Here is a 13,491-nt window from a genome sequence, read left to right as displayed (position 1 = left end):
CCAGGCAGGACGGAAGTCGAGTCATGACGACAGCAAACGGACGCCGTGTCGTGGTGATCACCGGAGCCAGCGCGGGCATCGGCCGGGCCGCGGCACGCCGCTTCGCTGGGATGGGTGATGCCGTGGCGTTGCTGGCTCGCGGCGCTGACGGTCTTGAGGGTGCGGCGCGCGATGTACGTCAGGCGGGTGGCGAGGCGTTGGCCATCGAGGTCGACACAGCCGATCACGAGCAGGTCGACGCCGCGGCCGGCAAGGTCGAAAGCGAGCTCGGCCCGATCGACGTGTGGGTGAACGTCGCCTTCGCCTCGGTCTTCGCGCCCTTCACGAAGATCACACCGGACGAGTTCCGCCGTGCGACCGAAGTGACCTACCTCGGTTTCGTGAACGGTACCCGCGCCGCGCTGGACAGGATGATCCCTCGCGACCATGGCGTGGTGGTGCAGGTCGGCTCGGCCCTGGCGTACCGGGGGATCCCCCTGCAGAGCGCCTATTGCGGGGCCAAGCACGCCATCCAGGGGTTCAACGAGTCCGTGCGGTGCGAACTACTGCACGACAAGAGCAAGGTGCGGGTCACCATGGTGCAGCTGCCCGCGGTGAACACCCCGCAGTTCGACTGGGTGCTCTCGCGCCTGCCCGGCCATCCTCAGCCTGTTCCCCCGATCTATCAGCCCGAGATCCCCGCCGACGCGGTCGTCTACGCGGCGGACCACCCGCGGCGGCGTGAGTACTGGGTGGGCGGCTCGACGGCGGCTACGCTCCTCGCCAACGCGGTGGCGCCCGGCGTACTCGACCGGTATCTGGCCTGGATGGGATACCGCTCTCAACAGACCAAGCATGTGACGCATCGGGACCCTCCCAACCTGTGGCGGCCGGCCGACACCGAGCCGGGTACCGACCAGGGAGCTCACGGTTCCTTCGACGACAGGGCCAAGTCCCGCAGCGTCCAGCTCTGGGCCTCCCAGCACCACGGGCTGCTCACCGCGGTGACGGCGACCTTCGCGACGGGCCTGGGCGCACTTGCCTTGGCCCACCGGCTCAAGACGACCAGGATGACGGGGGTCGAGCCGTCTGCTGATCTTCCTCATGAGGGAATCCGGGCGGTGCGGGCGATCGAGGCCGGGCGCGCGGCGTGGGGGCTGGTGTTGCTCACCGTGCCCGCGCGGGTGATCTGTGCGCTCGGAGGCAGACGTGATCGCACCGTGGAGATCGTCGCCCGCCTCCTGGGAGCCCGGCAGCTGGGCCAGGCGGCCATGTCAGGCCTTCGCCCCAGCAGGTCTCTGCTGGTCGGCGGCGCCGTGATCGACCTGGTGCACGCGGCCACCGCTCTGGCACTCGGGACGGTCGACGACCGGTGGCGGCGCGTCGCCCTGGCCGACGCGGCCATCGCCCTCGGCTGGAGCCTGAACGGGTTGCGCGACAGCACCAAGACAGGTCGAACCACGCCTTCTCATTCTGACGCCGACAGGGTGACGGCCGCTTCCAGCACCAGCGCGTGGACGAATGCCTGGGGCAGATTGCCCCGCAACTGCCGCTGACCGACGTCGTACTCCTCTGCGTACAGGCCCGGCGAACCGCAGGCGGCCCGGTTACGCTCGAACAGGCGCACCGCCCCCACGTGGTCTCCGCTCTGCCCGGCGGCGAGCGCGGCGACCAGGCCGCAGAGCACGAAGGCCCCTTCGGCGTCGCCCAGCGGTCGCCGGTCCTGGTGGAAGCGATAGAGGTAACCATCGGACTCAAGCTCGGCGTGTACGGCCGCGCGGGTGGCGACGGTGCGCGGATCGCCTGCCGGCAGGGCACCCCGCACCGCGGGGATGAGCAGCGCCGCGTCCACCCGCGGATCCTCGAAGCCGCGCTGCCAACGCCCCGAAGCGTGGAGTCCGTGGCTTGCGGTATGGGCGAGGATGGTGTCGCCCAGAGCGCTCCAACGACCCGCCTGCGCCGCGGGCGCCACGGAGGCGGCCGCCTTCAGCCCGGCGACGCAGGTCAGCTTGGAGTGCACCCACTGGCGCGCCGGCAGCTCCCAGATTCCCGAGTCCGGTTCCCGCCACCGCTCGGCGATGGCCTCGGCAGCGATCTCCACGGCGCGCCAGTGGTCGACGTCCAGCCGGTCCCGGCGCGCGGCGGCGGCGAGAAACACCAATGTCTCGCCGAAGGCGTCCAGTTGCGACTGCCCGGTCACCCAGTTGCCCATCTTGGGCGGGGCCCCGGGGTAGCCGGGCAGGAACGCCAGTTCACGCTCTTGCGGGACCTGGCCGCCCCTGGTGGTGTAGGCAGGTGCCAGATGGGGCCCATCGGCCAGCAGCCGTGCGGTGATGAACGCGACCGCGGCGTCCATGAGGACCTCGCTGCCGGCGACTGCGGCGGCGTGACCGGCGAAACACTGGTCACGGATCCAGGCGTAGCGGTAATCGTAGTTACGGCCCGCCTCGGCCCGCTCCGGCAGCGAAGTGGTGGCCGCCGCGACCATGCCGCCACCTGGCGTGGTGAGGCCGCGCAGCACTGCGTGGGCGTGCGCGGCGTCGCGATGGGCGAGGCATCCGTACAGGTGGGGCGTTTCGCCGGACCACGATCGTTCCGTGGCGCGCCACGCGTCCGCCGGGTTGGGGGGAGCCGTCTCGAACGGCCGGCGGCCCAGTTCCAGTACGAGGTCGTGGTGTCCTCCCGGGGGCACGCGCAGGGTGGCGCGCAGCTCGCCATGTGCCCCCCGACGGGCGTGTCCGGCGCCCGTCCAGCGCATGTGGAGGTCACCGGTGCGCCCGCTCCAGACCCCTGATTCACGATGCGCCCCGCACAGGTTCCGCCTGCCGAAGTCCGCCCGCGGGTCGAGGATCACCACGACCTCCGCCGGGCCTTCCACAGCCCGTACGCGCCGCAGTAGCACAGCACAGTCCGGATCGCCGGGGAACGCCAAGGCCTCACGGCATTCGACGACGCCTGCCGAGGTCACCCAGCGGCTGTTCCAGATCAGCGACCCGCTGTCGTAGTGCCCTCCCCACACGAACCGCGTGTCGGAGGGAGTGACCGCGTACGTGCCCTCTCCGCCGAGGAGGCTGGTGAAGACCGCGTCGGAATCCCACCCCGGCACGCACAGCCACGCGATGTCTCCCCTCGGGCCGATCAAAGCCCCGCGGTACCCGTCACCGAGGAAGGCGTAGAGCCGTAGCACCTGCGGTGCGAAGCCAGAGCTCCCCCCGTGCGCCATCGAGGTGGCTCCTTCCTGTTACGCCAGGTCATACCCCGGTCCGCGGCCCAACTCTCCGCGTAAGCGAGGCAGGCCGCCCGGACTCTCTACACGACGTAGTACTACCCGAGGTAGGCTTGCGTGCGTGAAGGGTCTCGGCGAGCTTGAGCGCAGCATCATGGACATCCTGTGGGCCCACGGGGCCCCCTTGACCGCCAGGGAGGTCGGCCGTCTGATCGCCGACCGCGACCTCGCCCCCACCACGGTCATGACCGTTCTCGACCGGCTGACCCGTAAAGGTTTCCTCGACCGCACCCGTGACGGCCGCGCGTGGCGCTACGAGCCCGGCGCCAGCCGCGACGCATACGTCGCTGAGCTTATGCTGGAAGCGCTCGACATGACCGGTGACCGCTCGGCGGCGCTCACGCGCTTCGCCCAGACGGTCTCGGGCTCCGAGGCCGAAATCCTGCGCAAAGCACTCACGGAGCTGGAAGAGGAGTGATCATGGCCGCTGTCCTTGCCGCGCTCGCCACGGCGTGCGCGGTGGGTGCATGGCGGCTCGCGTTCGCCCGATGGCCGTGGCGCGCCCCCCGGGCGGCGATCCTGCTGTGGCAGTCCCTCGGCGTGACGTGGGGCCTCGCCACGGTGGGTGCGATGCTCGCGTACGCACTGGAGCCCTACGGAGGGGGCGTGCTGTACGGGCTGCGCGCGTTCGCCGAGTCGGCGATCTCCTTCGGCATGGGGTACGGCCTGATGAAGCCGTACGACCTGCCCCGCGTCGCCGCTCTCGTCGCCGGCCTGGCGCTCCTCGCCGTGCTCGTCGTGGTGCTGCTCGCCGCGGGGGCGCAGACCCTCCGCGCCCGGCGCCGGCACCGCGTGCTGCTCTCGCTCATCGCCCGCGACGACCCCGGCGTGCCGGGGGTCCGCGTGGTCGACCACCCGGGGGCGGCGGCGTACTGCCTGCCCGGCCTCAGGTCTGAGGTGGTGGTCAGCGCGGGCACGCTGTCGCTTCTCGACGCCGACGAGCTCACCGCCGTCCTCGCCCACGAGGCCGCGCACGTCCGCGAGCGTCACGACCTGGTCCTGCTGCCGTTCACCGCCCTCTGCTGGATGCTGCCCTGGCTGAGCGTGGTGCGCAACGCCCATTCCTCGGTCGCCCTGCTGGTCGAGATGGCCGCCGACGACCGTGCCCGCCGTTACTGCTCGCCTCGCCGGCTGGCGACCGCGCTGCTCCGGTTCGGTACGGCCGGGGCCGTGCCCGCTCCTAACGGAGCCATGGGCGCGGCCGGTGAGCAGGTGATGGCGCGGGTCAACCGCCTGATCAAGCCTGGCGTGGCGCTGCCGAGGCGGTTCCGGTACAGCCTCGTCACGTTCTCTGTGCTTCTGTCCGTGTCCGCGCCTCTTCTGTGGATCTATCCCGGCTGACATCCCTAGTGCTTGCTGGAGTTTGCCAGCGTGTTTGCATTTGCAAGCACACTGATGCAGACTAAAGGCATGGAACTACCGAAGGTCGGCTCAATCGGTGAGTACATCCGCGATCAGCGGAAGCAGGCGAAGATCTCCCTGCGCCAGCTCGCCACTCAGGCCGGGGTGTCGAACCCCTACCTGAGCCAGATTGAGCGCGGGCTGCGCAAGCCGAGCGCGGAGATCCTCAACCAGATCGCCAAGGGTCTGCGGATCTCGTCGCAGGCGCTGTACGTGCAGGCGGGCCTCATCGAGGACCGCGAGCCGGACAGCGACGTGCTGGCCGCAGTGCGGGCCGACGGCACGCTCACCGAGCGGCAACGTCAGGTGCTGATCGATATCTACGAGTCGTTTCGCAAGGAGAACCGAGTCGAGGCGCAGACCGAGGCCGGGCGGACCTCCCAGAACGCCCGGCCCGAGTCAGCGACCTCGGAGGTCGAAACGGTTCTCGACCAGGAGGGTGTGACCTCCTCGCCGAACGGCCGCATTCAAACGGAACCCAAGGAAGGTTAACCCATGCCTCTCAACGCCGAGGTCAAGAAGCTCGCCGAGTCCAAGCCGTTCTACGCCGTCGCCGGCGCGGGCGACTTCGCGGTCGAGAAGCTGCGTGAGCTGCCCGAGCAGCTCCAGCGCCTGCAGACGCGCCGGGTGGAGTCGGGCGCCACGGCCCGCGACCTGCCGCACATCGCGCGGAAGTACGCCAGCACCGTGCAGGTCAAGGCCGAGGCCGTCGCCAAGGACCTGCCCGAGAAGGCCAAGGAGTACGCCGACACCATCACCCACAAGGCCGTGATGCTGTACGACCAGTTCGCCAACCGGGGCCGCAAGGTCGTCAGCAGGGTGACGGGCGAGGCCGCGCTGGAGCTGGAGGAGGTCTCCAGCAGCGCCGAGCCGGCGACCGCCGCCCGTCCCACGCAGGCCCGCAAGAGCACCCGCGGCACCGGCCCCAAGGCCTGAACGCCGTCACGTCCGCAGGAGCACGGCCCGTCCCGGAACCCGGGGCGGGCCGCGTCCGTTGTCGGGGTACGGCCCGTGCGCGTTGAGCGGGCACGGGCCGTCCAGCACGTCCAGATCAAGCACCTCCAGACCAGGCCGTGACGACCGTCGCGGGCCCCCCGGGAGGTCTCCGTCCGGGCTAGGCTGAACCCGGCATTCACCTGACCCCTTGGAGAGGCGATGTTCGAGATTCACGGCTTCCTGGATCTCATTTTCTGGGTGCTCGCTATCGGGGCGTTCGGCCTGTGTGCCTGGGCTCTGATCCACGCGCTGAGGACCCCGGCCCGCGCCTTCGCCATGGCGGGCAAGCTCAACAAGCGTCTCTGGCTGCTGATCCTCGGCCTCGCGACCCTGTTCTCGTTCGCCGCCGCCGTGAAGTACCTCTCGGTGCTCAGCATCTTCACCGTCGCGTCGGTGATCGGGTCGGGCATCTACCTCGCCGATGTGAAGCCGGCCGTCGGCGAGATCGGCAAGGGCGGAGGGAACAGCGGCCCGTACGGGCCCTGGTAGGGCTTGCCAGGGACGGCGCGATCCACCGCCGGTCCGGCGGCAAGGGCACCGCGACCATCGAGTACGACGTGGCGGGCGCCGTCACGCCGGTCGGCGGCGGCGAGGAGCTGCGCTGGTACGCCGTCAGCGGCTGGTCGGCCCCCGTCAGGGACGCCGTCGTCAAGCTGAGCGGCCCTGCCCCCCTCCAGAACCTGTCGTGCTTCGCCGGGGACCTGACCTCCGCCATCGGCTGCACCGCGGCCTCGATGGACGAGAGCGGCACCCGGGCCGAGTTCGAGCAGCAGGGCCTCGGCCCCTCGCAGGCGCTGACCGTCGTCGCCGGCTTCCCCGCGGGTGCGAGCGGCGGCAAGCCGATCCTGGAGCGGCGGTTCGAGCTCGCCAACGCCTTCACGCTCAGCCCGCTCACCGGGGGCGCGCTCGTCGCGCTCCTGGTCGCTGGACCACGATCGGCGTGATCGTCACCGGCCTCGGCGTGCTCGCCACCGTCCTGCTCGCCTGGCTGACGACGTACGGGCTGATCGGCCTGGCGCTGGTCATCGCGGGAGCCGCCCTGGCGGTGGGCGGGCAGTACATGCCGGCCAAGACCTCACGGGGTTCCTCGGCCCTCGCCCACACCCTCGGCTTCCGCGACTACCTCGCCTCGGGGGAGATCGGCGAGGTGCCCCCGGCCCAGCGGATCGAGCTGTTCTCCCGCTACCTGCCGTACGCCGTGGTCTTCGACAACGTGGACCGCTGGGCGCGCGTGGTGGCCGCGCTGGACGGCGACGGCGGGCCGGCCGACCACCTGTACTGGTACAACGGGCCCGCCGAGTGGGACCTGTCCAAGTTCGCCGGCTCCATGCGCACGTTCACGCTGACGACCTCGGGCGCGATCTCCGCGTCCCGCCAGTTCCGCCGCTCGCTCTGAGCGGTCCCAAGGCCCGGGTAGCGCGGGGTCACACCTGGCCGCGTACGCGGAGCTCGCCAACGGGACGGCCTCCGCCGAACTGCGGCGGGCAGGCGAGCGCGTCCAGCACTGGGGAGTCCAGCCCCAGCCCGAGCGCGCGCAGGACGGCGATCGTCACCGGCGCCCTCGCCCGCTGGCTGCCATCCTCGATCTTGACCGTGGCCGCACGGCCGTCCTCGAAGGCGAACGCCTCGAAGGCCTCGGCCCCCGACTTGACCAGGAGCCCCGGCACGGCGCGCATCAGCGCGGCCTCGGGGCGGGACGTGCCCGAGGTCCACTCAGGGTGGGCGCGCATCGCGTCGGCGATCCGCCGCTCGTACGTGCCGGGCGCGGCCAGCGTGAGCGCGCGGAAGGCCCGCGCGACCCCGGCCATGGAGGCGAAGAACAGCGGCGCGCCGCAGCCGTCGACTCCGGTGGCCGCGACCCGCTCTCCGGTCAGCTCCTCGGCGGTCGCGCGGATCGCCCTCTGCAGGGGATGCCCAGGATGCAGGTAGTCGCCGGTCGGCCAGTCGTTGACCACGCAGGTCGCGAGCATCGCCGAGTGCTTGCCCGAGCAGTTCATGGTGATACGGGCCGGTCCGCCTCCGCCGCGCAGCACCCGGTGCGCCGTCGCGGTGTCCAGGGGAAGGTCCTCGGGACACCGCAGGGCGGTCGCGTCGAGCCCCGCGCCCGCGAGGATCTCGGAGGCTCCCCTGACGTGGAAGTCCTCACCCGAGTGGCTCGCGCAGGCGAGCGCGAGAAGCTCGCCGGAAAGGTCGAGCCCCGCGCGGAGCATGCCGAGCGCCTGCAACGGCTTCATCGACGAGCGCGGCGAGGCCGCGGCCGCGACGTCACCGTGGACGGCCACCGGCACCCCCTCGGCGTCCATGGCGAAGACCCAGGCACGATGGACGGACTCCACGAACCCGGAACGGACAACTTCCACAATCAATGGCACAGCGGACACTTGGCCTCCTTTCGCACCTGAGTGTACGGACGGTGAGAGGACGCCGTTCAGGCCGATGGCGTCGCCCGCGCGACGGCGGTGGAAGAATCGTGGACCATGCGTGCCGTTGTTCAGCGGGTGACCTCCGCCTCCGTGGTCGTCGACGGGCAGACCGTGGGGGCGATCGACGAGCCCGGCCTGCTCGTGCTGGTCGGCGTGACCCACACCGACGGCCCCGTCGAGGCCGCGAAGCTCGCCGCCAAGCTCTGGGGCCTGCGCATCCTGTCGGGCGAGAAGTCGTGCTCCGACATCGGCGCGCCCCTGCTGGTGGTCAGCCAGTTCACGCTTTACGGCGACGCCAGGAAGGGCCGCCGCCCCACCTGGCAGGCGGCGGCGCCCGGCCCGGTGGCCGAGCCCCTGGTCGAGGCCGTGGTCGCGGAGCTGCGCTCCGCGGGCGCCCGGGTGGAGACCGGTGTGTTCGGGGCCGACATGAAGGTCGAGCTCGTCAACGACGGCCCCATCACGCTGATCATCGAGACCTGAGACGCCCGACCGGCGGCGGGGTCAGCGGATGCGGCGGCGCAGGCCCGGGTCGATGGTGACGTTGCGCCCGGCGTCCGGCGGCACGATGACCTCCTGGCTCGCGGGAACACCCCCGGCCAGCAGCGAGATGTCCACGGGGACGGTGCGCTTGACCACGGCCAGGGCGATGGGCCCGAGCTCGTGGTGGCGGGCCGACGAGCCGACGAAGCCGACCTGGCCGGGCTCGGCGCTCCCCTCCACGGCGGCCTCGGGGTCGGCCTCCCTGGGCGACCCCACGCCGAAGGTCACCGGCGCGCCGTGGTGCGGCAGGGTGTCGACGCTGCCGTCCAGGTGCAGGAAGACCAGGCGGCGCGGCGGGTGACCCAGGTTGTGCACCCGGGCGACGGTCTCCTGGCCCCGGTAGCACCCCTTGCTGAGATGGACGGCGGAGCCGATCCAGCCGACCTCGTGGGGGATCGTCTTGTGGTCGGTCTCGAACCCGGCCCGAGGCAGGTGCGCCTCGATGCGCAGGGCCTCGTACGCCCACAGGCCCGCCGGGCGCAGGCCGAGCTCCTCGGCGAGCCCGGCCAGCCGCTCGCGCGGGACGAGCAGGTCGCCGCCGATCGCGATCGCCCCCTCAGGCACCGGCCGCGTGGCGCCGTCGGCCGCGCCGGGGGCGGCGACGGTCACCACGGCGTAGCCGGCGGTCATGTCGGCCACCTCGACGCGGAGCATGAACCGCATCTTCTCCAGGAAGGCGACCAGCGCGGCCGAGGTGCCGGGCTCGACGTGCGCCCAGACGGACTCGCCGTCGTCGACGAGCGTCAGGTGGTGCTCCAGCCTGCCCTGCGCGTCGAGGAGCAGCGTCTGCGTGGGCGTGCCGGGCGCCAGCGTGTCGACCTTCTGCGAGCTGAGGTCGTTGAGCCATCTGAGCCGGTCGGGCCCGGAGATGCGGACGACCTCGCGGTTGCTCCGGTCGACCAGGGCCTCTCCCGCCGCGAGCGCGCGTTGCTCGGCGTAAAGCTCGCCGTAGTGCGCGGCGACGGTGTCATCGGGGGACTCGGCGGCTACGGCTCCTGGCGTGTCGAGCAGAGGGCTTCGCATGCGTCCAGGTTATTGCTCTCAGGCGGATTTCCGCGCACTCACGGGCGGCAGTCGCGGCACCGGCCGAAGACGGTCAGGTGGTGGACGTCGGTCTCGAAGCCGAGCTCGCTTTCGAGCTTGGACACCATGCCCGCGACCAGCTCCGGCCTCACCTCGGTGATCTGGCCGCAGCCCCGGCACACCAGGTGGACGTGATCGGCCTTGCTCGCCAGGTGGTAGGTGGGGGCGCCGTGCCCGAGGTGGGTGTGGGTGACCATGCCCAGCTCTTCGAGGAGCTCCAGCGTGCGGTAGACGGTGGAGATGTTGACGCCCCTGGCGGTCTCCTGCACCTGGCCGCAGATGTCCTCGGGCGTCGCGTGACCCAGCCGGGTGACCGCCTCCAGCACCAACTGCCGTTGCGGAGTTACTCGATATCCACGCGCGCGCAGCTCCTCGTGCCATGTCCCGGTCATGCACCGAGTCTACGAGTCCCGCGCGGGGGGCGAGGGAGGTACGCGGAGCCGAGTGGGACCGCGTCACGCGGCCCCTTCCGGGACCTCGCACGACGCCGTTCACGCGGCTCGGGGCGTGAGGAAATATTCGCTTGCCCGCCCGGAGGGGCTCGCATAGCGTACGAAGCACGCAGAAGGGAGGTGGTCCGAACAATGGTTGATCATTATTGGGCTAGCGAGGTGGCTGTCCGCTAGGGCAACGCCAGTCAGGACCTTCCGTCCAGACGTCGTGCCCTCCCGGGCACTGGTGGCGTCCAGGCGAATCCACGACAGACACCGGAACCCCGGGCAGCCGGCGGGGGGAGTTCCCTCCTCCCATGGTCCAGCCGGCCCGTCTCATCAGGAGACGGAGCACGCCCGGGGTTCTTTCGTGTTCCTGGCCCCGCCTCAGCCGACCTTCTTCAGCTCGGCGGACAGGTGCGAGGTGAGCGGCTGCCCCTCGGCGGCCATGTCGTACGCGTACATCAGGTTGCCCTCGACCAGGCCGTAGAGCCGGTGCCCCGCCGTGTACTCCTTGGCGGTCGAGGTGCGGGCGACGACGTCGGTCCGCATCTCGATCTTGTGGAACACGACCTCGCCGAGGTAGATCTCGACGATGCCGGTCGGGTGGGCCAGCACGATCTCCAGCTGCCGCTCGGGCAGCGCCCGCCAGTACCCCGACTCGGTGGCGAGGGGCCTCACCATGGCGCCGTCGTCGTCGAGCAGCCAGGTTCTGCTGTGGTAGCTCAGGAACGGCTTGCCGTTGTGCTCGAAGGTGATCTCCTGGCCGAACCGGAAGCTCTCGATCGTCGGGTAACCGCCCACTCCGGCGCCCTCCCACCTGCCCAGCAGGAAGGAGATCGGCTCAAGGGCAGGATGCAGTGACTGGGAGTCCATGGCACATGAGCCTAAATGCCCGCCCGCGCGGCTCGCGCCGCGACACCGAACGGGGCATTCGCCTGGTGAAGTCCCGTCCTCCGCGCATAGGCTCAGATCATGGCACGATCAATGGTGATAAAGGTGACGGCAGGGTCAGACGCCCCCGAGCGGTGCAACCAGGCCTTCACCGTCGCGGCCGCCGCCGTGGCCAGTGGTGTCCCGGTGTCCCTGTGGCTGACCGGAGAGTCGGCGTGGTTCGGCCTGCCCGGCCGGGCCAAGGAGTTCACCCTCGCCGAGGCCACTCCGCTCGCGGACCTGCTCGACGTCGTGCTGGCCGGGGGCAAGGTGACCGTGTGCACGCAGTGCGCGGCACGCCGGCACATCGGCGTGGAGGACCTTATCGACGGCGTGCGCATCGCGGGCGCCTCGACGTTCGTCGAGGAAGTGCTCGGCGAAGGGGTCCAGGCGCTCGTCTACTGAGCCCGGACCCCCGCCACCGGCGGCTCAGTGGGGCAGAACGGCCCTGAGGCGCTCCTCGCGGAGCCTTTCGTACCAGCTGTCGTCGATCGGGGTCAGCGGCCCCGTGGCCCAGCCCAGGAAGACGTCGGCGAGCCACGGGTTGCGCGCCAGCGCCGGCCCGTGGAGATACGTACCGACGATCTTGCCCGCGTGGCATCCCTCGGTGCCGTCGCCGTTGCCCGTGCCCACCACCGTGCGCGACAGCGGCCGTACCCCGGGGCCGAGCCGGGTGATGCCCATGTGGTTCTCGAAGCCCGTCAGCATGTGCCCGCCAAGGCCGGTGTCGACCTCGGCGGCCAGCTCGCCCACCGCGCGGGCGGGCCCCCGGGCGCTCTCGATGTCGAGCAGGCCGATGCCCGCCACCGGCTGGCCCTCCTCGCCGCCGAACACCGACCCCATGATCTGGTAGCCCGCGCAGACCGCCAGGAGCGAGGCCCCGCGGTCGACCGCCCGCCGCAGGCCTCCGTCGCGCCGGAGCCGTTCGGCCGCGAGGATCTGCGGCCGGTCCTCTCCGCCGCCGATGAGGTAGATGTCGCCCGAGTCAGGCACCGGGTCGGCCGACCGGACGTAGACGGTCTCGACGGGAATGCCCCGCTTGCGGGCCCGCTGCTCCAGGATCAGGACGTTGCCCTGGTCGCCGTACGTGCTCAACAGGTCCGGGTAGATCCATACGATGCGCAGGGCGCTGTCAGACGGCACGGCCGAACTCCGCTCGAATCTGCTGGAAGGCTGTGTAGTTGGCGATCACGTCGACGCGGCCGGGCGCCTGCCGGGCGACGGCCTGCTCGAAGGTGTCGCAGAGCTCGAAGGCCACCCCGGCGACGTCGAGCCGCAGTGCCAGGTCGAGCCGCCGCTCGCCCGTCACGTAGACGGGCCGGCCGCTCAGGATGCGGAAGTCGACGTCCCAGAGCCAGGAGGTGTCGCGGCCGTCGGGCCCTTGGGCGTTCACAGAAAGGACGATCGGCAGGGACGGGTCGGCGACCTCGAACGCCTCCAGCCAGCCTGCGGGGTTCTTGGCGAGCAGCAGCCGCAGCGAGCGCCCGTCGCGCTCGACCGTCGTGTAGCGCCCGGCGACCGACCTGACCTCACGGAGCCTCGGGAGCGCCCGGTCGACCGGCAGGCCGAACGCCTCGGCCGTCGCCAGCGCGATGGCGGCGTTGGCGCGGTTCGCCCGGCCGGGAAGCTGGAGGCCGAGCACCCAGCGCTGCCGCCGGGGGTCGATCACCGCGTCGTCGTCGAGCACCCAGGTGGGCTCGGGACGGCGGAACGTGCACTCGCGGCAGGCCCAGTCGTTGCCCTTGCGGTCGAGCGGACCGCCGCACTGCGGACAGCACCAGGAGTCCTCCTTCCAGGGCTGCCCGCAGGAGACCCAGGTGACCCGGGAGGCGGTCGAGGCGCCCCAGGTGACCAGCGGATCGTCGCAGTTGGCGATCACGTGGGTGTCCTTGCCCGCAAGGGCGCGCTGCCACTTCTGGGCCAGCAGCCAGATCTCGGCCGCGCGGTCCATCTGGTCGCGGCTGAGGTTCATCAGGCACACGATCGTCGCGCCGGTCGTGTCGAGCACCTCGGGGAGGTACTTCTCGTCGACCTCAAGGACGGCGAAGGGCGCCTGCTTGGCCTGGGACAGCGCCGACACGTGACCGGCCGGCATGTTCGCGCCGAAGGCGTTGGTGGCGACCTCGCCGAGCTCCTGAAGCTCTGAGGTGATCAGCCGGGTGGTGGTCGTCTTGCCGTTCGTGGCGCTGACCAGCACGAGCTTGCGGTCGGCGGCCAGCTTGCGGAGCAGGTCGGGCTCCAGGATCAGCCCGACGCGCCCGCCGATCACCGATCCGTCGCCACGCCCGGTGACCCGGGAGAGGGTGGCGGCAGTACGCCCGAGGGCACTCGCTAGCTGAGCACGCAGCGGTAGCTGGGTCATGCCCGTGATCCTAGTGCGGCCCGCGCGGAGAGTTCCGCACAAGGCTCACGAGCCGGG

The 13,491-nt window shown here is 71.2% G+C and carries 17 protein-coding genes; 10 read left to right on the top strand and 7 right to left on the bottom strand.

Going from position 1 to position 13,491, the window contains the following annotated elements:
* Nucleotides 1–23: 23 nt before the first annotated feature.
* Entirely contained in the window at nt 24–1,535 is a 1,512-nt protein-coding gene (locus AB0B89_RS00170) for an SDR family oxidoreductase (RefSeq protein ID WP_358545806.1), read from the top strand.
* Here the strand turns inward: AB0B89_RS00170 and AB0B89_RS00165 are convergent.
* The gene (locus AB0B89_RS00165) at nt 1,448–3,202 is read right to left on the bottom strand and encodes a glycoside hydrolase family 15 protein (protein WP_358545804.1); all 1,755 of its coding nucleotides are present in this window, start codon (nt 3,200–3,202) and stop codon (nt 1,448–1,450) included. The genes AB0B89_RS00170 and AB0B89_RS00165 overlap by 88 nt on opposite strands.
* 124 nt (nt 3,203–3,326) lie before the next feature.
* On the opposite strand from AB0B89_RS00165, the gene AB0B89_RS00160 reads away from it, so the two are divergent.
* From AB0B89_RS00160 to AB0B89_RS00130, 7 genes are all read left to right on the top strand, one after another.
* Nucleotides 3,327–3,683 (top strand): BlaI/MecI/CopY family transcriptional regulator, encoded by a 357-nt coding sequence (locus AB0B89_RS00160; protein WP_358545802.1) that lies wholly within the window; start codon nt 3,327–3,329, stop codon nt 3,681–3,683.
* A gap of 2 nt (nt 3,684–3,685) precedes the next feature.
* A complete protein-coding gene (locus AB0B89_RS00155; RefSeq protein ID WP_358545800.1) occupies nt 3,686–4,606 on the top strand; it encodes a M56 family metallopeptidase in 921 nt (306 codons plus the stop codon).
* 12 nt (nt 4,607–4,618) lie between these two features.
* A complete protein-coding gene (locus tag AB0B89_RS00150; RefSeq protein WP_358545798.1) occupies nt 4,619–5,158 on the top strand; it encodes a helix-turn-helix transcriptional regulator in 540 nt (179 codons plus the stop codon).
* A 3-nt stretch (nt 5,159–5,161) separates the two neighbouring features.
* Nucleotides 5,162–5,602, top strand: coding sequence for a hypothetical protein (locus AB0B89_RS00145; protein ID WP_358545796.1), 441 nt, complete (start codon nt 5,162–5,164; stop codon nt 5,600–5,602).
* A gap of 219 nt (nt 5,603–5,821) precedes the next feature.
* A complete protein-coding gene (locus AB0B89_RS00140; protein ID WP_358545794.1) occupies nt 5,822–6,151 on the top strand; it encodes a DUF2516 family protein in 330 nt (109 codons plus the stop codon).
* A gap of 68 nt (nt 6,152–6,219) precedes the next feature.
* Complete coding sequence (locus AB0B89_RS00135) at nt 6,220–6,606, top strand: hypothetical protein (protein WP_358545793.1); 387 nt, start codon at nt 6,220–6,222, stop codon at nt 6,604–6,606.
* Entirely contained in the window at nt 6,603–7,058 is a 456-nt protein-coding gene (locus AB0B89_RS00130; RefSeq protein WP_358545792.1) for a hypothetical protein, read from the top strand. Before AB0B89_RS00135 ends, AB0B89_RS00130 begins: the two co-directional genes overlap by 4 nt.
* Before the next feature lie 28 nt (nt 7,059–7,086).
* On the opposite strand, the gene AB0B89_RS00125 is transcribed toward AB0B89_RS00130, so the two are convergent.
* Nucleotides 7,087–8,043, bottom strand: a complete 957-nt coding sequence (locus tag AB0B89_RS00125) for an asparaginase (protein WP_358545791.1) — start codon at nt 8,041–8,043, stop codon at nt 7,087–7,089.
* 96 nt (nt 8,044–8,139) lie between these two features.
* Here AB0B89_RS00125 and dtd point away from each other — a divergent pair, with 96 nt between their 5' ends.
* Complete coding sequence (dtd, locus tag AB0B89_RS00120; RefSeq protein ID WP_358545790.1) at nt 8,140–8,565, top strand: D-aminoacyl-tRNA deacylase; 426 nt, start codon at nt 8,140–8,142, stop codon at nt 8,563–8,565.
* A gap of 21 nt (nt 8,566–8,586) precedes the next feature.
* On the opposite strand, the gene AB0B89_RS00115 is transcribed toward dtd, so the two are convergent.
* From AB0B89_RS00115 to AB0B89_RS00105, 3 genes are all read right to left on the bottom strand, one after another.
* Nucleotides 8,587–9,648 carry a folate-binding protein gene (locus AB0B89_RS00115; RefSeq protein ID WP_358545788.1) on the bottom strand — a complete coding sequence of 354 codons (1,062 nt, stop codon included), beginning with the start codon at nt 9,646–9,648 and terminating at the stop codon, nt 8,587–8,589.
* Nucleotides 9,649–9,686: 38 nt separating this feature from the next.
* A complete protein-coding gene (locus tag AB0B89_RS00110; RefSeq protein WP_358545786.1) occupies nt 9,687–10,100 on the bottom strand; it encodes a Fur family transcriptional regulator in 414 nt (137 codons plus the stop codon).
* Between the two features lie 426 nt (nt 10,101–10,526).
* Nucleotides 10,527–11,015 (bottom strand): FABP family protein, encoded by a 489-nt coding sequence (locus AB0B89_RS00105; protein WP_358545783.1) that lies wholly within the window; start codon nt 11,013–11,015, stop codon nt 10,527–10,529.
* 99 nt (nt 11,016–11,114) lie between these two features.
* Here AB0B89_RS00105 and AB0B89_RS00100 point away from each other — a divergent pair, with 99 nt between their 5' ends.
* Nucleotides 11,115–11,477, top strand: coding sequence for a DsrE family protein (locus AB0B89_RS00100; RefSeq protein ID WP_358545780.1), 363 nt, complete (start codon nt 11,115–11,117; stop codon nt 11,475–11,477).
* A gap of 24 nt (nt 11,478–11,501) precedes the next feature.
* On the opposite strand, the gene AB0B89_RS00095 is transcribed toward AB0B89_RS00100, so the two are convergent.
* Together AB0B89_RS00095 and AB0B89_RS00090 are read right to left on the bottom strand one after the other, a co-directional pair.
* Nucleotides 11,502–12,215: a glutamine amidotransferase gene (locus AB0B89_RS00095; protein ID WP_358545778.1), complete on the bottom strand. Its 714-nt coding sequence runs from the start codon at nt 12,213–12,215 to the stop codon at nt 11,502–11,504.
* Nucleotides 12,205–13,434, bottom strand: a complete 1,230-nt coding sequence (locus AB0B89_RS00090; protein ID WP_358545776.1) for a MurT ligase domain-containing protein — start codon at nt 13,432–13,434, stop codon at nt 12,205–12,207. The genes AB0B89_RS00095 and AB0B89_RS00090 overlap by 11 nt, the downstream gene beginning before the upstream one ends.
* Nucleotides 13,435–13,491: the final 57 nt, after the last annotated feature.

The organism is Sphaerisporangium sp. NPDC049002 (genome assembly GCF_040649355.1).
Taxonomy (GTDB): domain Bacteria; phylum Actinomycetota; class Actinomycetes; order Streptosporangiales; family Streptosporangiaceae; genus Sphaerisporangium.
Note: the sequence above shows the minus strand (reverse complement) of the source record. Positions and strands in the feature narration are given on the sequence as shown.